Source organism: Providencia hangzhouensis, assembly GCF_029193595.2.
GTDB lineage: Bacteria > Pseudomonadota > Gammaproteobacteria > Enterobacterales > Enterobacteriaceae > Providencia > Providencia hangzhouensis.
This window is the reverse complement of record NZ_CP135052.1, coordinates 3,529,538-3,551,378: the sequence shown is the minus strand read 5'-3', so window position 1 is coordinate 3,551,378 and position 21,841 is coordinate 3,529,538. Positions and strand designations below refer to the sequence as shown.

The window sequence follows — 21,841 nt, the reverse complement described above, 5'->3', positions numbered from 1 at the left end:
CCACTTTGCGCCAGTATAATGTAAGAAACTTTACGCGCGGGTAGTTATGCATAGAGCTGAATGAATAGTATGATAATGCAAAATTGCATTTTGAGCATTGAAGAATTGAGGGATATATGCACTATTGGGGCAAAATTATTGGCGTTATACTCGCAATCGTCTCTGGATTGGGTTTTTGGGGGGCGCTAATTGGGTTAATTATTGGGCATGGTTTTGATAAAGCATCGATTCAACGTAAATTTGCAGGGAGAATGAATAAGCGTGATCGCCAAATTATTTTCTTTGCTAGCACTTTCCAAATTTTGGGGCATTTAACGAAGTCCAAAGGCCGTGTAACCGAGACAGATATTCAGCTTGCAACCAATTTAATGGACAGAATGCAATTACACGGAGAAACACGAAAAGCGGCTCAACAAGCATTTAGAGAAGGCAAATCCCCTAACTTTCCATTACGTGATGTATTAAAACAATTACGTATGGCCTGTTATGGCCGTTTTGACTTGATTCAGATGTTTCTGGAAATTCAATTACAGGCAGCTTTTGCAGATGGGCAGCTACATCCGAACGAACGAAAAGTATTGTTTATTATTGCCGAAGAATTAGGGATTTCTAAGGTTCAGTTTGAACAGTTCTTGGATATGATCCAAAGTGGTCGCCAATTTGGCCAAGGGTACTCTCAGCAGCAATCAGGAGGGTATTATCAGCAATCGAATGGCCCAACCCTTGAAGATGCTTGTAAAGTCCTTGGTGTGTCCCCGAGTGATGACCCAACAAAAATTAAGCGTGCCTATCGTAAATTAATGAGCGAACATCACCCAGATAAATTGGTTGCGAAAGGTTTGCCGCCAGAAATGATGGAAATAGCGAAGCAGAAAGCGCAATCAATCCAAGCAGCTTATGACTTAGTCAAGAAGGAGCTCGGCTTCAAATAAATTTCCCCGTCATATTTCGCGCCGCAGCGTTGTTGGCTGCGCTCGCGAACCCTAGTCACATACTACTGTATGCTCCTAGGAATTCGCTCTCTTGCCGCCTAGCTGCATCACGAACTATTTAGGGGAAATCAGGCTAACGAAGAAAAACCAAAAAATCTCGCTTTGTTGTCTTCATTCATGAACCCTAGTCACGTAGTTATCTACGCTCCTAAGGATTTGCTCTCTTGCCGCCTAGCTGCAACACGAACTATTTAGGGGAAATCAGGGGAATAATTAAAATGGATTATTTCGCTCCCGTTTTTTGTTGGCTGCGCTCGCGCACCCTAGTTACATAGTTATGTATGTTCTTAGGGTAAAAACAAACGGAAAAATAATCAGCGCAAAAACAGAGTGAGTTAATTTCTGCACTGGTAATATTGAAATCTAATCAATCGATTAGAGACCGTTAAAAATCCGGTGGGCAGGTAAAATGCATTGGCGTGCCGTATTCAGGGTGGGTGATGTATAATTCCTGAGCATGTAATTGTAAGCGAGTAGCTAGCGCTTTGGCTTCATCGTGAGCATAGAAGCGATCACCAAGGATAGGGTGACCTAACGCTAACATATGGACTCTAAGTTGGTGCGAACGACCCGTAATAGGGGAAAGCTTTACGCGAGTGGCTTGTTCTTCATATTGTAAAACTTGGTACTCGGTTTGTGCTGATTTCCCTGTTTCGAAACACACTTTTTGCTTAGGGCGGTTTGGCCAATCACAAATTAGCGGCAAATCAACCAAGCCTTCTTCTTTTTCTAAATGACCCCAAACACGAGCAATATAGAATTTTTTCGGCTCACGCTCTCTAAATTGGCGTTTAAGTTCGCGTTCAGCTTTTTTGTGCAGTGCCACAACCATGACGCCACTTGTCGCCATATCTAACCGATGTACGGATTCAGCGGCGGGAAAATCACGCTGAACACGGCTCATAATGCTGTCATGGTGCTCTGGCGCTTTTCCGGGAACAGAGAGTAACCCGCTAGGTTTATTCACCACAATGATGTGATCATCTTGGTAAAGTATATGCAACCAAGGTTCAACAGCAGGTTGGTAGGGTTCCATCATAACGTGTGTAACTCCGAAGCTTTTAAATAATTTCTCCCTCAGATGAGGGAGAAATAAGTGACTATTTTAGTTTACGCTTACTATAATTCAAATTACTAATAATAAGCTATTTGAATGAGCGACAGCGTACTCACAGCAAGTCGGCTACTGATGAGTTACCACAACTAAACGAATCGCATCTAGTCGCCATGTAGCTTGGTCGATATTAGTCATCAGTTGTTGGCGTTCTTCCTCAATAATATCAAGTTCTTCATCACGGATATTTGGGTTGACCGCTTTTAGTGCTTCTAAACGAGAAAGCTCCAACGTTAGCGCCTTATCAGCCGCTTCTTTTGCATTTTCTATCAATGCCTTGGCTTCTTTTTCGATCATTGGCTCAGATAAGCGTAATACCGAATGAACCTCATTTTGTACTGCATTGACCAGTTTGCTTGCCATATGGCGGTTAATGGCATTTAATTGGCGGTTAAAACTTTCAAACTCAACTTGAGATGATAAGTTATTACCTTTTAAATCAATTAATAAGCGTACCGGAGTTGCGGGTAAGAAACGGCTAATTTGCAGGTGCTTAGGTGCTTGAGCTTCCACAACGTAAATCAGTTCAGTCAATAAGGTGCCAACAGGCAGCGCTTTGTTTTTCAATAAAGAAACCGCACAGCTGCCGGTATCGCCAGATAGCACTAAATCTAAACCATTACGAATAATAGGGTGCTCCCAGCTGATAAATTGCGTATCTTCACGAGAAAGTGCTTGCTCTCTATCAAACGTGATGGTGCAACCATCTTGAGGAAGTCCTGGGAAATCAGGTACTAACATATGGTCTGAAGGTGTGAGGATAATCAGGTTATCACTTTTATCTTCTTGATTAATACCGACAATATCAAAAAGATTGAGTGCAAAGTTAACCAATTCGGTATCGTTATCACCTTCACCAATTTCTTCAGCCAACAGATTGCCAGACTCGCCACCGTTTGAATGCATTTCAAGCAAACGGTCACGGCCTTGTTCCAATTGTAATTTCAAGCTGTCATGCTCTGCACGGCAGGTTTTAATAAAATCATCAAAACCTTCTGTGACTGTCGGTTCAGCCATAAATTGCAGTAATGGTTGGTAGTATTTATCGTAGATAGCTCGGCCTGTTGGGCAGGTATGTTCAAAGGCATCTAAGCCTTCGTGATACCAGCGGATCAACACAGATTGTGCGGTATTTTCTAAATAAGGCACATGAATGCTGATATCACGGCTTTGTCCAATACGGTCTAAACGGCCGATACGTTGCTCGAGTAAGTCTGGATTAAACGGCAGGTCGAACATCACCAACTGGTTAGCAAATTGGAAGTTACGCCCTTCAGAACCGATTTCAGAACATAATAGAACCTGCGCGCCTTCTTCTTGAGATGCAAAATAGGCAGCAGCTCGGTCACGTTCTAATAACGATAACCCTTCGTGGAACACGGCAGCACGAATCGCTTCGCGTTCACGTAACACTTGCTCCAATTGTAGTGCAGTTGCGGCTTTCGCGCAGATCACTAACACTTTTTCATGGCGGTTTGCGGTCAAAAAGCCCATTAACCACTCAACCCGCGGGTCAAAGTTCCACCACGTGGCGTTTTCACCTTCGAACTCTTGGTAAATTTGCTCAGGGTAGAGCATTTCTTTTGCACGTGTTTCAACGTCTTTTTTACTGCCCATGATACCAGCCACTTTAATTGCGGTTTGGTATTGGGTGGGCAATGGCATTTTTAACGAATGTAATTCACGACGAGGGAAGCCTTTGACGCCATTTCGGGTATTTCTGAACAACAGGCGGCTAGTACCATGGCGGTCCATTAACATGTTGATCAGCTCTTGGCGCGCAGCATTGCCATCTTCACCTTCAAGATTTGCAGCCTTTAGCAGTGGTTCGATATCTTGTTCTTTGATTAATTCGTTAAGTAAATTTTGCTGGTCATTAGTCAGTTTGTCACCCGACAGCAACAGTGAAACCGCATCAGCAACAGGACGGTAGTTTTCTTGCTCAGCAATAAAGTCTTGGTAATCATGAAAACGGCTAGGGTCAAGTAAACGCAGGCGAGCGAAGTGGCTTTCTTGGCCAAGTTGCTCTGGTGTTGCGGTTAATAGCAAAATAGAAGGAATATTTTCAGCTAATGTTTCAATAACTTGATATTCGCGGCTCGGGGCGGTCTCACTCCACTGTAAGTGGTGAGCTTCGTCGACGACCATCATATCCCAGCCTGCTTCAACTAATTGGTCAAAACGCTGCTTGTTACGACGGACGAAATCCAGTGAACACAGAACGAGTTGTTCTGTTTCAAATGGGTTATCACTATCATGCTGTGCTTCACTGTAACGGCTATCATCAAACAAAGAAAAACGCAGATTAAAGCGGCGTAGCATCTCAACCAGCCATTGGTGCTGTAAGCTATCAGGAACAATAACTAAGACGCGCTCTGCACGGCCTGCCATTAATTGCTGGTGGATAATCATCCCCGCTTCAATGGTTTTACCTAAGCCGACTTCGTCAGCGAGTAATACGCGCGGATGGTGGCGTTTTCCCACTTCATTGGCAATATGTAATTGGTGTGGGATCAGGCTTGCACGAATACCGCGTAAGCCTGTTGCTTGGTGTTTGACTTGCTCGCTTTGGAATTTGCGCGCTCGAAAGCGTAAAGCGAAACGGTCCATACGGTCAATTTGCCCAGCAAATAGACGATCTTGCGGCTTATTGAATGTGAGCTTGCTGTCGAGGAACACTTCTCTAAGGCTCACACCGGTTTCTTGCGTATCTAAACGTGTGCCGATGTAAGTCAATAATCCTTTATCTTCTTCAATGCTTTCAACTTGAAGTTGCCAGCCTTCGTGGCTGGTAATGGTATCACCTTCATTAAACATCACTCGGGTAATAGGGGCATCACTGCTAGAGTAAAGGCGGTTTTCGCCACTAGCAGGAAAAAGCAACGTTACCATTCGGGCATCAATTGCCACGACGGCACCTAATCCAAGTTCGCTTTCTGTATCGCTGATCCAGCGTTGACCAAGAGTAAATGGCATAGATTTAACTTAATTCCATAAAATTGAGAGTTTATTTTTTAGATTTTTTAAGACAATTTTTATCAGTGTCTTCGCCCAGTGTTGGTGTAGCTCATTAATAGTTACACAAGGAAGAGTTCGAATTATTTTAAAAATAGTCGTTACCTGATGATTAATTATACACATTTAATTATTCAAATTGCAGCAAAGTGAGCACTAAGGCGTTTGCTGGGCTTGTGGCCGAGACAATGAATCAGTCTATTTGAATTATAATGAGTATTGTTGATTATCACGCATAATTTGTGTAGCCAGACGTGCGAGACACCAAAGGGGCGATATATTAATTCAACCGAAGGCTATCGTCACCTGTTAAAAAAACATCAAAGGTAGAATAAATTTTAAAACAACAGGGTAATTTGCCCAGTTAGCAGGGTATCAAAGTCATCTTGTAAGAAAGGCAAGATAGCATCTGCTATTGGTTTGATTTGCTTGGAAATATAATGTTCGTAATCCGGTTTTGCCGTGATGATTTCCAGCGGTTCAGGCCCTGCCTGAGTGATAATATAGTTTATCCAACCACCATTTTGATATTGTAAAGGGCGCTGTAATTTTAAATTATAGTCATCAGCGGTACGAGCCGCTCGAACATGCGGAGGAACATTTTTTTGGTAATCAGTCAATTTTCGGCGCAGGCGTTTACGGTACACTAAACGGTCATCATATTGGCCTGAACGAATATTTTGCACATATTCACGAATATATTCACGGTAAGGTTGGCGATAAAAAATACGGGTATAGAGCTCTTTTTGGAATATTTGTGCTAAGGGAGTCCAGTCCGAGCGAATGGTTTCCAGCCCTCTAAATACCATGGTGTCTTTACTCAGCCCTGCATAGCGTTTTTTACTCCCCATTTCAGCACCACGTACCGTTGGCATCAAAAATCGGCGGTAATGGGTTTCATATTCAAGCTCTAAAACCCCCTCTAATTGCCATTCTTCAGCTAAATGTTTTTTCCACCAGCTATTCACGTAATCACGTAAAGCAAAGCCAATTTTTTGCGCTTGCTCTTCATTGTGGGCGTCTCGTAACCATACAAATGTGGAGTCGGTATCCCCATAAATAACTTGGTAACCCTGTGACTCAATCAAACGTTTGGTTGTACGCATAATTTCATGGCCACGCATGGTGATTGATGCAGTCAGTCTTGGGTCAAAAAAACGGCACCCTTCAGCGCCTAGTACCCCAGCAAATGCGTTCATAATAATTTTCAACGCTTGGGATAGTGGGGCATTATGCTCTTTTTTAGCTTTATCCCGTTCTTGCCAGATATGGCTGACAATATCGGGTAAACAGTGGGTTGTACGAGAAAACCAAGCTTGGCGAAAACCGGGAACAGAATATTCAAGGTCTGGATGCGCTAATCCTTCAATCATACCCGCAGGGTCGATGAGAAAAGTTCTAATAATTGAAGGATATAGGCTTTTATAATCCAAAACTAATACGGAGTCATATAGCCCAGGTTGGGAGTCCATGACAAAGCCCCCGGGGTTCAGTTGCATTTTATGTTCCGTCAGGTTGGGAGCGACAAAGCCAAGGCGGTGTAGACGGGGAATATAAAGGTGTGAGAATGCTGCAACAGATCCGCCCATTTTATCAACAGCAAGGCCAGTTACTGTTGAACGTTCTTGCAAGAAAGCCATTAAATCGGTTTTTTCAAAGATCCGATGGACTAAAATACAATCTTGAATATTGTAGTGTGCTAGAGCGGGTTTATCGTGAGCAAAGCGGCGGTTGATTTCATCCATTCGGTCATAAGGGGTATCAATCGCTTTACCTTCGCCAAGGAGTTCTTGAGCGACAAACTCTAAACTAAATGATGAAAAACTCCATGTTGCTGCTTTTAATGCATCAATACCATCAATAATTAACCGGCCTTCAGCAGCGGCAAAAAATACCCCTTGCTTAAAGCCATGCTCTCGCCACTCCAATTTTTTGTTTTGTCGACCAAACAACAATGGGATGCCATAACGCTCAGCATGCTTTTGTAATACTTGTAAGTCGAATTGGATTAGGTTCCAACCAATGATGGCATCAGGGTCGTATTGGTGAAGCCATTCATTGAGCTTATGAAGTAATTGCGGGCGGCTATTCACATAGATTAAGCGATGTTCAGAGCTCAATGCAGGCCCTTGTTCTGGCCCTAACATAAATACCACATTGTCACCACAGCCAGACAGCCCTATAGAATAGAGTTCACCATGTTGGCTGGTTTCGATATCAAGGGAAACAGCTTTGATTAAGGGGCGGTAGCCTTCGCAAGGTTTTAGTTGAAACTCCCCTTGCTGATTTTGAGAAAACCAGACAGAGGCCGCGATAAAGCGTTCCATTAGATACCGTTCACTCGGGCGAATATCTGTTTCTAATAATTCGACACCCAATTCGTTGCAGCTTTTTTCAAGATTCTGTAATTGTCGATATTGGTGGCAATAAATCGCATAGACTTTTTCGCGTTTAAAATCAATTAATCCAAGGAGCCGGTAGGTAATATTGGGTTGTTCATCTAATAGATGTTTTACTTGAGGGAATTGAGATTCAGCTAAAAAACCAATGGCTTTTTGATAGGGAACAGTGACCTTTTGAGGTTGGTTATTAGTGAGTAGCCAATAAGAGACCTCAACACCGTGGCGGGTGTCTTTCCAGTGACGGCTAAGAATAAAGCCTCTTTCTGCTGGAGCGATAAGTTGGGTCATTAGGCTACTCGCATAAAACTTGCATAAAAAATAGTTACGATAAATATACGCGAATAGTGTGAATTTATACAGTGCTAATTATTGGAAACGCTTATGATACTCAGTAAAGCAGACGCAGCGCTTTGTCCCTGTAATAGGTATTGAGTATCACCATCGTAGGCAATATTACCTTCTGCAATAACCAGTGTCCGCGGGGCAATTTGTAAAGCATCATCAACATTATGAGAAACCATTAACAATGTGATTGATTTTTCTGCACAAATTTCCCTGAGTAATAGCAGCATTTCTCGGCGTAATGCAGGGTCGAGAGCTGAAAAAGGCTCATCAAGTAATAAAATTGGTTGATTGCGGATCATGCAGCGTGCTAATGCCGCGCGTTGACGTTGCCCCCCCGACAGTTGTGCTGGTAACCTATCTAAACATTCACTCAGGCTGACACGGCTCGCCATTTGCTCAACTCGCTGAATTTGCGTTTTATTCAGGCGTAAATTGGGTTGCAGTCCAAGACCAATGTTTTGCCGGATTGTCAGGTGTGAAAATAAATTATTTTCTTGAAATAACATAGAAACAGGGCGCTTAGCCGGAGGGCTAAAAGTATGGTCTTCGCCATTGAGCGCAATTGTACCGCTTTTGGGAAATTGAAAGCCGCTAATCAAGCTTAATAGCGTACTTTTCCCTGCACCACTTGGCCCCATAACTGCCACAGACTCACCGAACTGAACAGAAAAATCAAATGACATTGTCAGGTTGTCGTATTGGTAATCTAGCTGAGTCAATTTAATCATGGTGTTTTCCTGATATACGTTCAATCAAGCTAAATAAGCAAAAGCAAAGCAATAGCAATAGCATGGCAGTAACAGCCCCATCGTTTGACCGGTAAGCCCCTATTTGCTGATAAAGATAATAAGGGAGTGTGCGGAAGTTATCATTGCCAAATAACGCGACAACACCAAAATCACCAATTGAGATAACACAAGCAAATGCGAGAGCTTGGGAAATAGGTTTGCGTAATGCTTTAAGTTCAATAATTCGGAAACGATTAAAACCAGAAATGCCAAGTGATTGGCACAATGGGTTATAGCGTTCAGCGCTGTCTCGCATAGGGTTTTCTAATACTTTTAACGCATAGGGAATGGCTAACAAAGCATTAGTCATGATAATTAATGGGTAAGGGGATTCAGGTAAGCCTACCGTTTCATTAAAAAAGATAAAAAAACCTGTCGCGAGCACGATACCGGGCATGGCTAAAATAATTAACCCACTAAGTTCTAAGGCTTGCCCTAGACGAGCCGCTTGGCGTAAGCGCAATTCACGGCTGCTCCATAACAACATTAAAGTAAGTACCACGCAGACAGCACCAGCACACAGTGCAATAAACACAGAGGTTGCCGTGGCTTGCCATAAGGCGGGTTGCTGCAATACCGCCCAAAGTTGCCCATTTAACCCATCGAAAATAACCGCGAATAGTGGGGGAAGTAGCAATAACATGGCAGCGACAATGAGCAACAAATCTCGAATGCGACGAAATGCGTTATCAGCAGGGTCAACCCATTGTGCTTGGTGGCTAAAACCTACTGAAAATACACTATTTACTTTGTGGCAGATAAACATTAAACCGACACAGAAGAACAGCTGAATTAATGCCAAAATAGTGGCTCGCCCTAAATCAAAATCATAGTTAAGAGCTTGGTAAATAGCCAATTCGATAGTGGTTGCTGCAGGACCTCCGCCCAGAGCGAGCACAGTCGCAAAGCTGGCAAAGCACAGCATAAAAATTAACGCAGCAGTAGGTAATATTTGCCGCCGTAAATAAGGCCATTCTAAAATAGTAAATTGCTGCCACTCATTGAACCTCAGTTGTGCTGCAATTTGTCTCTGCTCAATAGCGATATTTTCTAAAGACTGTAATAGCATACGAGTCGCTAGTGGCATATTAAAGAAAACATGTGCTAGCAAAATGCCTTTTAGGCCATAAGGTGAAAAGGTGTAATTAAATCCCAGTAATTGACAAAGTTTAGCCAGCCAACCCGTTTGCCCGTAAACTGATAAAATACCAAACACGGCAACTAATACCGGAAGAACCAATGTCATTGCACATAGGCGTAAAAATAGGGTTCGTCCAAAAAAACGACGGCGGTGCAGTGCTCTTGCAAGAAAAATAGCAGGGATTACAGAAAAAATGGCGGATAAAAAAGCCTGCCAAAAGGTAAACCCAATCACATGCCACAAATAGCTATCGCTAATAATGTCAGCCATTGAAATTTCAGGTGCAAAAAACCACAGTGCACCAAAACTAATGAGTGCAACCGTAATCAGTAATCCGGAGGCCAATGCCCCCGGTAGTAGAGACAAATTAATTAGCGACTGACGGCGGTTTGCCATAAACGAGTCCAATTTTGGCGTTCTTTGGCCACTTCTTGAGAACTAAATTGTAAGGCTTTTTCAGGTAGAGGTAACTGGTTGTATACCTCAGGTAAGGGAATATCAATGACCGGATACATCCAGTTTGTTGTTGGCAGGGTATTTTGGAATTCAGGTGTTAAGACAAACTGCAAGAACTGCTTGGCAAGCTCCGGCTGTGGGCTATTTTTCAGCCTTGCTGCCACCTCAACTTGCATATAGTGACCCTCATTAAATAATGCCGCAGCATAGTTATCTTTTTGGTCATTAAGCATTTGATAACCCGGCGATGAGGTATAACTGAGTACAAAATCACCTTCCCCTTTTAAGAACAGGCCATAAGCTTCACTCCAACCTTTAGTTACGGTAAGTGTTTTGCCTGCCATTTTTTGCCATGCATCCGCAGACTTGTCGCCATACAGTTTTTCAATCCACAGCATTAAGCCAAGTCCGGGCGTACTGGTTCGAGGATCTTGGTAAATAATTTTCCAATTATTTTCACTATTTAATAATGCATCCATACTTGTTGGTGGTTGTTTAATTTTATTAGTGTCATATATGAATGCGAAATAGCCATAGTCATAAGGAATGAAGGTTGAGCTATCCCACGAAATAGGCAGCTTCAATGCACTGGTATTAATGTCGGCAGGAGCAAACAGGCCTGTTTTTTCAGCAGAATCTAATAAATTATTATCTAACCCTAAAATCACATCTGCTTTGCTATTTTTTCCTTCCATTCTGAGTCTGTTTAGCAGGGCTACACCATCCCCCAGCGCCACTATTTTTAATTCACAATCGCACTGCGCTTCGAAATTTTTTTTAATTTGTGGTCCTGGACCCCACTCTGCGGCAAAGGAATCGTAGGTATAAACAGTAAGCGTTGGTTTATCCGCCCATGCTAATTGACTTAAACTGAGTGCACCAAAGGTAAAGAACGATGCTATAATTTTGTTTTTAAACATGCTTTTTCCTGCGCTAAAAGATAGTGACACAGGATTTGAGGAGAAACCGGTGCAGATATGCAGACGGAGGCTCAAATCCCTACGCCGGTATTAACCGGATCAGGTTCTACGGGTTATTTCTCAGCCGAAATAACTTCGGCACCCCGTTGAGATGTTCACTATTGTAGTGACTTCAGACATATCTGCAAACTGTATTGATATAGGTTTACCAGTTTAGGTATGTGTGAAACAATTAGGCATCTTTCAAATTTGGTTATTGAGGTAGTCTGTGATTGATGATGATGGCTACCGCCCGAATGTAGGAATTGTAATTTGTAATCGGCAAGGGCAAGTTTTATGGGCCCGCCGCTATGGTCAACACTCATGGCAGTTTCCTCAAGGAGGCATCAATCCTGGGGAATCGCCGGAACAGGCGATGTATCGTGAGCTATACGAAGAAGTCGGGCTACAGCGTAAGGATGTCAGGTTATTGGCATCTACCCGTAATTGGTTACGTTACAAATTACCCAAGCGTTTGGTGCGTTGGGATACAAAACCTGTTTGTATTGGGCAGAAACAGCGTTGGTTTTTACTTCAACTTCAATGCAATGATGCCGATATAAACGTGCAGCGCAGTAAGTCGCCAGAATTTGATGGCTGGCGATGGGTCAGTTATTGGTATCCTGTTAGGCAGGTGGTTTCTTTTAAACGTGAGGTTTATCGGCGTGTCATGAAAGAATTCGCTCCCGTAGTTATGCCTTTACAGGAACAAAAATTACCACAACGGCCCTCTTTTAATAACCGTAGGCGTGGAGCAAAGTAGCCTATGTTGACGCGTTTACGTGAAATTGTCGAAAAAGTTGCAATGGCGACAAGTTTGACTGATGCGCTAGAAGTGTTGGTGAATGAGACCTGCAAAGCAATGAGAACAGACGTTTGTTCCATTTATTTAGCTGATCACCCTCGCCAATGCTATTACTTAATGGCAACCCGCGGGTTAAAAAAACCTAGCGGGATTGCTATTCGTCTAGGTTTTGATGAAGGTGTCGTAGGGGCCGTAGGGCGCCAGTCTGAGATGCTCAATCTAGCCGATATTCGTGAACATCCTCAATATAAATTCCTGCCTCAGCTTAAAGAAGAACAATTAAAAGCTTTCTTAGGTGTTCCCGTGGTATACCGTCGCCAATTATTAGGCGTGCTGGTCGTACAGCAACGGGAAAAACGGCTGTTTAATGAAACCGAAGAATCTTTCATGGTAACGTTGTCGATGCAACTCGCCGTGATTTTGTCGCAAGCACAAGCAAAAGGTATTTTTGGGCAATATCGGCAAAATAGAATTAAAGCGATTCCTGTATCACAAGGAATTGCAATGGCTTATGGATGGCAAGATAGTTCCCAACCTTCTTTAGATAGTATTTTTCAAGCAAGCGCTATTGATATCGACAAAGAAAAACAACGCCTTGTCGCCGCCCTCGAAAGTGCTACAGCGGAATGTCGTCGTATTAGTAAACGTTTTATGGCGAGCTCGGCAAAAGAAAGTGCGGCGATATTTGATCTCTATAATCATTTACTGAGTGACCCGCAGCTAAAAAAACATCTGTTTGCCTCCATCAATGATAACGCAACTGCTGAATGGGCAGTTAAAACAGTTATTGAAAATTATGTAGAGCAGTTTTCTCGCCTGCGTGACCTTTATTTAAGGGAAAGAGGGGCAGATTTAAAAGCATTAGGTCAACGCTTATTATTTCATCTTGATGATTCACTTACCGCAAATGAGCAATGGCCAGAACGTTTTATTTTAGTTGCTGATGAATTAAGTGCTAGTGTATTGGCGGAGTTACCTATTGAGCAACTTGCCGGTGTGGTTGTGCGTGACGGAGCAACGCATTCTCATTCAGCTATTTTAATCAGAGCTATGGGAATTCCTGCAATTATGGGGGCGGATATTGAGCCTTCGTTATTACATAACCGCCATTTAATATTGGATGGTTACCGTGGTGAGCTCTTTATTGAACCTGAAAATTTAATTGTTCAGGAATACCAGCAAATCATTGAAGAAGAAAATGTTATTAGTCGCTTAGCGGAAGGAACTCTTGAACAAGATGCAACACTTAAAGGCGGCGAACAAGTTCATATTTACCTTAATGCAGGTTTAAGTCCGCGCTACGAGCAACAGATTAACACAGGGGTTGATGGCGTTGGCCTGTATCGTACTGAACTGCCTTTTATGTTGCACAATGGTTTTCCCTCGGAAGATGAGCAAAAACAACTCTATAAAGAAGTTTTACAACTTTTCCCTACCAAGCCTGTAGTGTTAAGAACCCTTGATATAGGGGCGGACAAACAGTTGCCATACATGCCAATTAGCGAAGAAAACCCAAGCTTAGGCTGGCGCGGTATTCGCATCATGCTGGACCAGCCCGAGATTTTTTTAATCCAGCTAAGGGCTATGTTACGGGCGAATATGTTTTCAGGTAATTTACGTATTTTATTACCGATGGTGACCAGTGTTAATGAGATAGACGAAGCAATTTTGCTGATAAAAAGAGCAAGGGACGAAGTGAGTTTTTTATTAAAAATGCCAGTTGAGATGCCCCAAATTGGTATTATGCTTGAAGTTCCTTCTTTGCTATTTCTATTACCGGAAATAAAAAAACGCGTTGATTTTATCTCTATCGGGACTAATGACTTTACACAATATTTACTTGCTGTTGACCGTAATAACACCCATGTAGCGGCGCTATATGATAATCTTCATCCCTCAATTGTGCGCTTTTTAGCAAAAGTAAGTGAAGAGTGCCAACGCCTTCAGCTCCCTGTAAGTGTTTGTGGGGAAATGGCAGGGCAGCCACTCAGCGCAATGGTATTAATTGCTCTAGGATATCGCTCCTTAAGTATGAGTGGGCGTAGTGTTCCTCGCATGAAATATTTAATCCGCCAGCTTGACCCAGCCTTGATGTCGCAGTTAGTACCGAAGTTATTGTCTGCGGAAACGAGTGATAGTGTCAGGCTAGAGGCGAGTGAATTTATGGAGCAACACCATTTAGGCGGTTTTGTACGTGGTGGGATTTAACTTACAACAAGATGTAAGTATTTAATTTGGTTTAGTTTGAAAAATATCAAGTATAAATGACTATACTTTTTGTTGTATGCTTCAGGGGCTTCACAAATTGAAGCCTGTTGAATACGTAATAGTCGACGAGTAGTTGGCTTAATGATTAAAAAGTGGGGAACAATGAGTAACAACTACTTAGCATTTCCGGAAATAGATCCTGTTATGTTCTCGATTGGGCCAGTATCGTTACACTGGTATGGCTTTATGTACCTTGTTGGCTTTGTTTTTGCCCTTTGGCTAGCAGGGCGTCGCGCTGCAAAACCCAATAGTGGCTGGACAAAAAACGAAGTAGAAAACTTGCTGTATGTTGGCTTTGTTGGCGTATTTGTCGGTGGTCGGTTAGGTTACGTTTTCTTTTATAATCTCCCTGTTTTTCTTGATGATCCTTTATATCTATTTAAGGTTTGGGATGGTGGCATGTCCTTCCATGGCGGCCTAATCGGTGTGATATGTGCCATGATGTGGTTTGCTCACCGTACTCGCCGTCGTTTCCTGCAAGTATCTGACTTTGTTGCACCATTGATCCCATTTGGCTTAGGCATGGGCCGTATTGGGAACTTTATTAATGGGGAGCTATGGGGACGAGTAACACTCGATACGCCATGGGCATTTTTATTCCCACATTCACGCAGTGAAGATATTCAACTTGCCGCACAGGACCCTTCGTTATTACCCATATTAGAGCAGTATGGTGTGCTACCAAGACACCCATCACAGCTTTATGAAATGTTCTTAGAGGGAATTGTTCTGTTCCTTATTTTGAACTTATTTGTGCGTAAACCTCGTCCAATGGGGAGTGTTTCTGGGTTATTCTTGATTGGTTATGGTGCATTTAGGATTATTGTTGAATTCTTTAGGCAACCAGACGCACAGCTTGGTTTATTTGGTGGTATTAGTATGGGACAAATTCTATCAATTCCGATGATTATTATTGGCGTTCTGATGATTGTTTGGGCTTACAAATATGGCAAAAATGTGCCAGCCCATAAGCCACTAAAAGAGCCTACAAAGAGTTAATAAATACAATTATTGGGGCTAACTTAGTCTGTTGAATATAACTATTTTGTAAATAAAGCAATGAAGTACAACGAGACAAAGGTTAGCCACTTAAGTTATTTTTTTAAAAGAGAGTCACTATGAAGCCGTATCTTGATTTATGCCAACGTATTATTGATGAAGGGCAATGGGTTGAAAATAAACGAACTGGCGTTCGTTGTTTAACCGTTATTAACGCTGACCTTGAATATGATGTGGGCAATAATCAATTCCCCTTGATTACGACTCGTAAAAGCTTTTATAAAGCGGCGATAGCTGAGCTTCTTGGTTATCTACGTGGCTACGACAATGCGGCTCAATTTCGTGAAATTGGTTGTAATACATGGAATGCCAATGCAAATGAGAACCAAGCATGGCTGAATAACCCTTATCGCAAAGGTGAGGATGATATGGGCCGCGTATATGGTGTTCAAGGGCGCTCATGGCAACGCCCAGATGGAACACATTTAGATCAGCTGAAAAAAGTCGTCAATAACTTAAAAAATGGAATTGATGACCGCGCAGAAATTATCACTTTCTATAACCCTGGTGAATTTGAAATGGGTTGCTTGCGTCCCTGCATGCATACTCATACTTTTTCATTGTTAGGTGATACCTTACATTTAACATCTTACCAACGTAGCTGTGATGTACCGCTCGGTTTAAATTTCAACCAAGTACAATGTTTTGTTTTGCTCGCTCTTATGGCTCGTATTACAGGGCATAAAGCAGGTAAGGCTTACCATAAAATTGTGAATGCACATATTTATGAAAACCAACTGACTTTAATGCGTGATGTCCAACTAAAACGTGAGCCGTTTGCTTCCCCTTCATTGTTTATTAACCCCAAAATTCAGACATTAGAAGACCTCGAAACATGGGTGACTTCGGATGATTTTACTCTCGAAGGGTACCAGTGCCATGAGGCTATCAAATATCCGTTTACTGTTTGATTAGCGAATAAATTGTTTACTAAGATGGTTTTATCGAAAAGCCATCTTAGTATTGTGTTTTTACATTTCATCAACCTCCCTCCTTTATCTATCCCATCTTTCTTAATGAATTTTATCTTGGTTCATAATTAATTTACTTTCTTGCATTTATTTTGAATTAACTATTTCTTTGCGAAGCAGCTCGCAAATTGACTTGTATTGTTATGCATTTATTTATTTTGTTGCGAAGCGTTATGCAGTTTGTAATGACAAACCTCGCTAGACAGATTTTTTTTGGCAATCTCTGTCTTGCATATAAAAAGTGGGGTCACAACAAAATGAAAGTTGAATTAAATACAACGCAGCGTGGTTTCACCTTAATTGAGATTATGATTGTTTTATTTATTTGTTCTTTTGTTATTTTTTCTGGTTTATATCAATGGCAACAGCAAGTAGAAAGGCAGCGGTTAATCGATGCGGCTAGGCAAGTATCTGAGTTTATTTATAGCCAAATGACAGAAGGTGTCTATTTAAATAGGTATCAAATATTATCCGTTAAGGCTGGTAGAAATGATTGGCAGCTTGATGTTAAAGATGCGAACAGCAAGCAAGAGGTTGGTAAGTTAACAGCAAAAAGGCACCAAGGAATAGAACTTAGTAAAGCAAGCCGTACTTCAATTCAGCTATATGGTAAGCAGGGAACGATCCGTGCTTTTAGTATAGAGCTAAAAAATCAGAATCAGCAAATCACAATTTATATTTCTTCATTAGGCCGTATTAGAAGCTGTAGTCATAAAAAAATGACAGGGGTACCTAAATGTTGAACCCCTTAAATAACGATAAATTAAAAAAACAGCAGGGATTTACACTTATTGAAATATTAATGGCAATGGCTATCAGTAGCATTGTTTGTGTATCAGCGATGAGTGCTATTCCTACATTATTTAAACAAACCTATCGAACTTACATTCAATACCAAATAGATAAGGATATAAGGCAAACATTGATAAATATGGAAAAAGATTTTAGAAGGATAGGTTACTGTAGTAGCCTAAATTGTGGTGAAGAACCTTTAAAAATCACATCAAAATTTTTAAGCAAAGGGAATAACTCGTGCATTATTTTTGCTTATGACCAAGATTTATCGGGTAAGTGGGAAGATATTAAATCCAAATCTAAAGATTCTGATTATTTTGGTTATCGGTTAAATAATGAAAAATTAGAGTCCAATCGAAATGTCCGAAATTGTGATGGGACTCGTTGGCAATCATTATTTGATGAGAAGTTAATCAAAGTTAAAAAATTAGCATTTGATTGGCGGGAAAATACCCAATTACTTGAAATGGAAATAAGCCTTAAAACAGAGTTATTACCTAATCAAACATTTAATTACCGAATAGCGGTCTTAGTTAGAAATCTATGAAGAATATAGAGCAACAACAGGGAAACGTTTCTCTACTTATGGTTATTATTTTTATCACAATAGGCACATTATTGATTAAATCGGTGCATTTTTTCCAAGAACGAGCTCGGGATGAGTTGCATAAGGAAATTAAATATTTCGATGCTTTTAATAAAGCAGAGTCAGCTCTTGCTTGGGGGGGAACATTACATTGGGATAGTCAATATAGAGGATTAAAGCGTTGGGTTTGCCAGAAAGAGGAAAATCAACAATGGAAAAGTTGCTTAAAACATTACAAAGGGGCGGATTTCGTGCTGTCGGGGCAAAGTCATTATCGCTTAGGGAATGATATTAAAGTTTATCGATGGGTAGTATGGGATGCAAATAAGCAACAGTTTTTCTCTCGTAAAAAAGGGTGGTTAGATTATTGCCCAGTGATAAAAAAAGGATTTTGCTAATGAAAACAAAGCAGCAAGGATTTGCATTAGTAGAGGCAATGATTGGCGTGGTTATTTTTGCTATTTCACTGGTAGCTTTGGTAAACTATTCGCAATATATCATATTGAATTTTAATAAATTGTATATGAATTCTTCGGCCATTAGAGTGTTACATAGTACATTAGAGAAAAGCTCAATGTTAGGGGAACCAATATCAGAGGAGAAAAATTCTTCCATAGATCCAAATTTACGTTACCCTGAGTGGAAAATACAAACAACTCGCTTACCGCGAGCCTATAACTGTACTGAGTTAATGGTATCGCTAACGATAAAAAAACAGCCATTTTCATTAAGCCGTTGGTATTGCTCAACAGGAGAGTACTATGTTCCAAGTGTATCATTCTAATCAATTAGATTTATTAAAAGATCTAATGACTCATTTAATGAAAAATGAACCACTTTCTCACCCTTTTGAGCAAGAAATAATTTTAGTACAAAGCCCCGGAATGTCACAATGGCTGCAAATCGAACTTGCTAAGCAGTTTGGTATTGCTGCAAATATTAACTATCCCTTACCTGCAACGTTCATTTGGGACATGTTTAGGCGAGTCTTACCGGATATTCCAAAAGAAAGCGCTTATACCAAGCAAGCTATGACATGGAAACTAATGACAATATTGCCAACTGTCATTAATGAGGAAGAATTTGAACCTTTAAAGCATTATCTTCAAGAAGATACAGATAAACGTAAACTTCATCAGCTTGCTGGTAGGATTGCTGATTTATTTGACCAATATTTGGTTTATCGCCCACAATGGGTTGGAGTATGGCAAAAAAATGAACTAATAGAGGGGCTAAGTGAAAATCAACTATGGCAAAAACGTCTATGGCAGTGCCTTGTTGAATATTCAAATGAACTAAAACAGCCACCTTGGCATCGAGCTAATTTATATCAACATTTTATTGATACATTATCATTGAACCCTGATTTAGGAAAATTGCTGCCAAAGCGTATTTTTATTTGCGGTATCTCATCTCTTCCACCTGTTTATCTACAAGCTATCAATGCAATAGCAGAACATACAGATGTTCATTTAATGTTCACTAACCCATGTCGCTATTATTGGGGGGACATTCAAAGCGCGTCGTTTTTAGCTAGGTTGCAGCAAAGGAAACTTCGTCATTATCTTGATAAACATGAAATTTCACGCTTTAAACTCGAAGAGCATATTCCTAATTTATTTAATGAAAATGGCGAACAGGATATCGCAAATCCACTACTCGCCTCGTGGGGAAGGTTAGGTAGAGACAACCTATACTTTATTTCTCAAATCGATAATGCGAATGAAATTTCGGCCTATGTTGATACTGAACGAGCCAATTTATTAGAGAATGTTCAGCAGGATATTTTAGATCTCGAAAACTATGCTCAATTAGGGACAACATTAGAAAATTATGAAACGAGTATTGGTAAACGACCAATCAATGAGCTAGATGATTCGATAACATTCCATTTATGTCATAGTGCACAGCGGGAAGTTGAAGTATTACAAGATCATTTGCTTTCTCTCTTTGAGCAAGATTCATCGCTAACACCGCGTGATGTGATAGTCATGGTGGCCGATATTGACAGCTATGCACCCTATATTCAGGCTGTTTTTGGTAATACGGCATCAACTCGTTATATCCCATTTTCAATTTCAGATAGAAAAGCACTGCAAGCTCACCCAATTTTACAAGCATTTATTATGCTACTCGACTTACCTCAGAGTCGTTTTTCAACGGAGCAAGTTCTTAGCCTACTTGAAGTTTCTGCTTTTTCTCAACGTTTTGGTATTGATGAAAGCGAGTTAAGTTTATTACGCCGCTGGGTTAATGAATCAGGGATCCGCTGGGGGCTTGATGACGATAATGTACGTTCTTTTGCTTTACCAGTGATAGGGCAAAATACATGGGAATTTGGCTTAAGTAGAATGTTGCTTGGCTATGCAATGGATAGCAGAAATGGCCCGTGGAATGGTATTTTACCTTATGATGAGTGCAGTGGCTTAGCCGCCCAGCTTGCCGGGAAATTAGCGCTATTAATTAATACACTAAGAGAATGGCGCTCTTTATTAGCACAAGAACGCCTACTTGAAGAGTGGAAAGAACTTTGTCAGCAACTACTTGATAGCTACTTTATGGTTGATGGGGAAACTGAACTTGTTCTCGCACTATTAACAGAACAGTGGCATCAAATCATTGATAATGCGATAATTTCAGGATATGAAGAACAAGTTCCATTGCGTTTAATTCGTGATGAACTTTCAGTTCGCTTTGATGATGAAAAAATTAGTCAACGTTTCTTGGCTGGAGCCGTTAATTTTTGCACTCTGATGCCAATGCGTTCAGTACCATTTAAAGTTGTCTGCTTACTGGGTATGAATGATGGTGCTTATCCACGAAATATACCACCATTAGGATTTGACTTGATGGCGGAAAAACCTGTTCGTGGAGACCGAAAACGCCGGGACGATGATAGATACCTATTTTTAGAAGCATTAAATTCAGCATCTAAACAACTTTATGTTAGTTATATTGGGCTTTCTATTCGTGATAATCAGCCTTGTAATCCATCGGTATTAGTTACTGAATTAATTGATTATATTTGCCAAAGCTTTTGTTTAGTTGGTGATGAAACTTTGACTATTGATGAAAGCGCTAAACGATTAAGTGAGCATCTGGTCATCCAGCATAATAGAGTCCCATTCGCAAAAGAAAATTTCTTGCCTGAAACGCCTTATCAGAGTTTTGCGAGTGAGTGGTTACCTGCCGCAAAAACAACAAATAAAGTTGATGAACCATTTTGTTCAATACTTGAAACTCGAGAGCCCATTACTGAAATTTCTTTAGAGCAATTATTACGATTTTATCGTCACCCTATCAGGGCATTTTTTCAACAGCGTTTGAAAGTCCATTTTTCTATTGAAGAAACCGAACTGCCAGAAGAAGAGCCATTTAACTTAGGTAGATTACAACGATATAAAATTAATGATCAAATTTTAGATTTACTTGTCAAAGATAAGAACATTGAGCCTTTTTATTCTGCTTTAAAAGCATCGGGTCAGCTGCCTGCTAGGCAATTTGGTCAACTTTTTTGGGAACAGCAGTTGAACGAGATATCGCCATTAGCTGAAAAAGTTAAAGAATATGATATGCAGCTATTTGATTATCCATTAGATTTTCAGTTAAATGGGATAAAAATTACTGGTTTACTGAAAAATATTCATGAAACAGGAATGGTACGATATCGCCCGGCTTACTTAACTGCTAATGATGGGGTACAGCTATGGGTGGAACATTTGCTATTTAACTCGCAAATTGGTGAAGGGGAAAGCCTTGCACTAGGAAGAGATAATAGTATTTGGCAGTTTGCTGCTATTAGCAAAGAAGATGCATTGGTTTATCTACAAGATTTAGTCGTAGGATATTGTGAAGGGTTTAATTCCCCGTTAATTCTTCTTTCTCAAAGTGGTTGGAGTTGGGTTAAAGCTTGCTTTGATAAAAAGACAAAACAGTACGATTTTTCGAGTGAAGAAATTCAACAAAAAGCATTATCTGCTTTGCTCCAAAGCTTACAAGGAAGTCAGATGCAAAAAGGTGAGATGGAAGACGATTATGTGTCAAGAACTTGTAGAAGCATTGATGATGCGATGATTAAATCTTTGTTATCAAACACTCAACGGTTTTTATTACCGATGACAAAATACTTGAAATGACAGGAGAGC

16 protein-coding genes and 1 riboswitch are annotated in these 21,841 nt (G+C 40.8%); of the genes, 10 read left to right on the top strand and 6 right to left on the bottom strand.

Annotation, left to right across the window (positions count from 1 at the left end; translation table 11 throughout):
* Window positions 1–116 precede the first annotated feature (116 nt).
* Complete coding sequence (gene djlA / locus PZ638_RS16135; RefSeq protein WP_004257658.1) at window positions 117–932, top strand: co-chaperone DjlA; 816 nt, start codon at window positions 117–119, stop codon at window positions 930–932.
* 445 nt (window positions 933–1,377) lie between these two features.
* On the opposite strand, the gene rluA is transcribed toward djlA, so the two are convergent.
* The 6 genes from rluA to thiB all read right to left on the bottom strand — a co-directional run bounded on the left by rluA (window position 1,378) and on the right by thiB (window position 11,173).
* Complete coding sequence (gene rluA, locus PZ638_RS16130; RefSeq protein WP_110591266.1) at window positions 1,378–2,031, bottom strand: bifunctional tRNA pseudouridine(32) synthase/23S rRNA pseudouridine(746) synthase RluA; 654 nt, start codon at window positions 2,029–2,031, stop codon at window positions 1,378–1,380.
* A gap of 144 nt (window positions 2,032–2,175) precedes the next feature.
* Window positions 2,176–5,082, bottom strand: coding sequence for an RNA polymerase-associated protein RapA (gene rapA / locus PZ638_RS16125; protein ID WP_004257655.1), 2,907 nt, complete (start codon window positions 5,080–5,082; stop codon window positions 2,176–2,178).
* A 377-nt stretch (window positions 5,083–5,459) separates the two neighbouring features.
* Window positions 5,460–7,811 (bottom strand): DNA polymerase II, encoded by a 2,352-nt coding sequence (locus PZ638_RS16120; protein ID WP_206277534.1) that lies wholly within the window; start codon window positions 7,809–7,811, stop codon window positions 5,460–5,462.
* A gap of 74 nt (window positions 7,812–7,885) precedes the next feature.
* Window positions 7,886–8,596, bottom strand: a complete 711-nt coding sequence (thiQ, locus tag PZ638_RS16115; RefSeq protein ID WP_206277535.1) for a thiamine ABC transporter ATP-binding protein ThiQ — start codon at window positions 8,594–8,596, stop codon at window positions 7,886–7,888.
* Entirely contained in the window at window positions 8,589–10,193 is a 1,605-nt protein-coding gene (gene thiP, locus PZ638_RS16110) for a thiamine/thiamine pyrophosphate ABC transporter permease ThiP (RefSeq protein ID WP_206277536.1), read from the bottom strand. The genes thiQ and thiP overlap by 8 nt, the downstream gene beginning before the upstream one ends.
* Complete coding sequence (thiB, locus tag PZ638_RS16105; RefSeq protein WP_096864076.1) at window positions 10,169–11,173, bottom strand: thiamine ABC transporter substrate binding subunit; 1,005 nt, start codon at window positions 11,171–11,173, stop codon at window positions 10,169–10,171. Before thiB ends, thiP begins: the two co-directional genes overlap by 25 nt.
* 58 nt (window positions 11,174–11,231) lie before the next feature.
* A riboswitch (TPP riboswitch) is annotated at window positions 11,232–11,329 on the bottom strand.
* 112 nt (window positions 11,330–11,441) lie between these two features.
* On the opposite strand from thiB, the gene rppH reads away from it, so the two are divergent.
* The 9 genes from rppH (at window position 11,442) to recC (ending at window position 21,832) form a co-directional block, all read left to right on the top strand.
* Window positions 11,442–11,975: an RNA pyrophosphohydrolase gene (rppH, locus tag PZ638_RS16100; RefSeq protein ID WP_004257639.1), complete on the top strand. Its 534-nt coding sequence runs from the start codon at window positions 11,442–11,444 to the stop codon at window positions 11,973–11,975.
* A 3-nt stretch (window positions 11,976–11,978) separates the two neighbouring features.
* Entirely contained in the window at window positions 11,979–14,225 is a 2,247-nt protein-coding gene (ptsP, locus tag PZ638_RS16095; protein ID WP_206277537.1) for a phosphoenolpyruvate--protein phosphotransferase, read from the top strand.
* A 162-nt stretch (window positions 14,226–14,387) separates the two neighbouring features.
* The gene (lgt, locus tag PZ638_RS16090; RefSeq protein ID WP_094961113.1) at window positions 14,388–15,284 is read left to right on the top strand and encodes a prolipoprotein diacylglyceryl transferase; all 897 of its coding nucleotides are present in this window, start codon (window positions 14,388–14,390) and stop codon (window positions 15,282–15,284) included.
* A gap of 119 nt (window positions 15,285–15,403) precedes the next feature.
* Entirely contained in the window at window positions 15,404–16,255 is an 852-nt protein-coding gene (locus tag PZ638_RS16085) for a thymidylate synthase (RefSeq protein WP_164455932.1), read from the top strand.
* 317 nt (window positions 16,256–16,572) lie between these two features.
* A complete protein-coding gene (locus PZ638_RS16080; RefSeq protein WP_164455929.1) occupies window positions 16,573–17,058 on the top strand; it encodes a prepilin-type N-terminal cleavage/methylation domain-containing protein in 486 nt (161 codons plus the stop codon).
* On the top strand, window positions 17,052–17,657 hold the full coding sequence (locus tag PZ638_RS16075; RefSeq protein WP_094961115.1) for a prepilin peptidase-dependent protein: 606 nt from the start codon (window positions 17,052–17,054) through the stop codon (window positions 17,655–17,657). Before PZ638_RS16080 ends, PZ638_RS16075 begins: the two co-directional genes overlap by 7 nt.
* On the top strand, window positions 17,654–18,094 hold the full coding sequence (locus PZ638_RS16070; RefSeq protein ID WP_094961116.1) for a DUF2509 family protein: 441 nt from the start codon (window positions 17,654–17,656) through the stop codon (window positions 18,092–18,094). Before PZ638_RS16075 ends, PZ638_RS16070 begins: the two co-directional genes overlap by 4 nt.
* Window positions 18,094–18,480, top strand: a complete 387-nt coding sequence (locus PZ638_RS16065; protein ID WP_094961117.1) for a type IV pilus modification PilV family protein — start codon at window positions 18,094–18,096, stop codon at window positions 18,478–18,480. The genes PZ638_RS16070 and PZ638_RS16065 overlap by 1 nt, the downstream gene beginning before the upstream one ends.
* Window positions 18,458–21,832, top strand: a complete 3,375-nt coding sequence (gene recC / locus PZ638_RS16060; protein ID WP_094961118.1) for an exodeoxyribonuclease V subunit gamma — start codon at window positions 18,458–18,460, stop codon at window positions 21,830–21,832. Before PZ638_RS16065 ends, recC begins: the two co-directional genes overlap by 23 nt.
* Window positions 21,833–21,841: the final 9 nt, after the last annotated feature.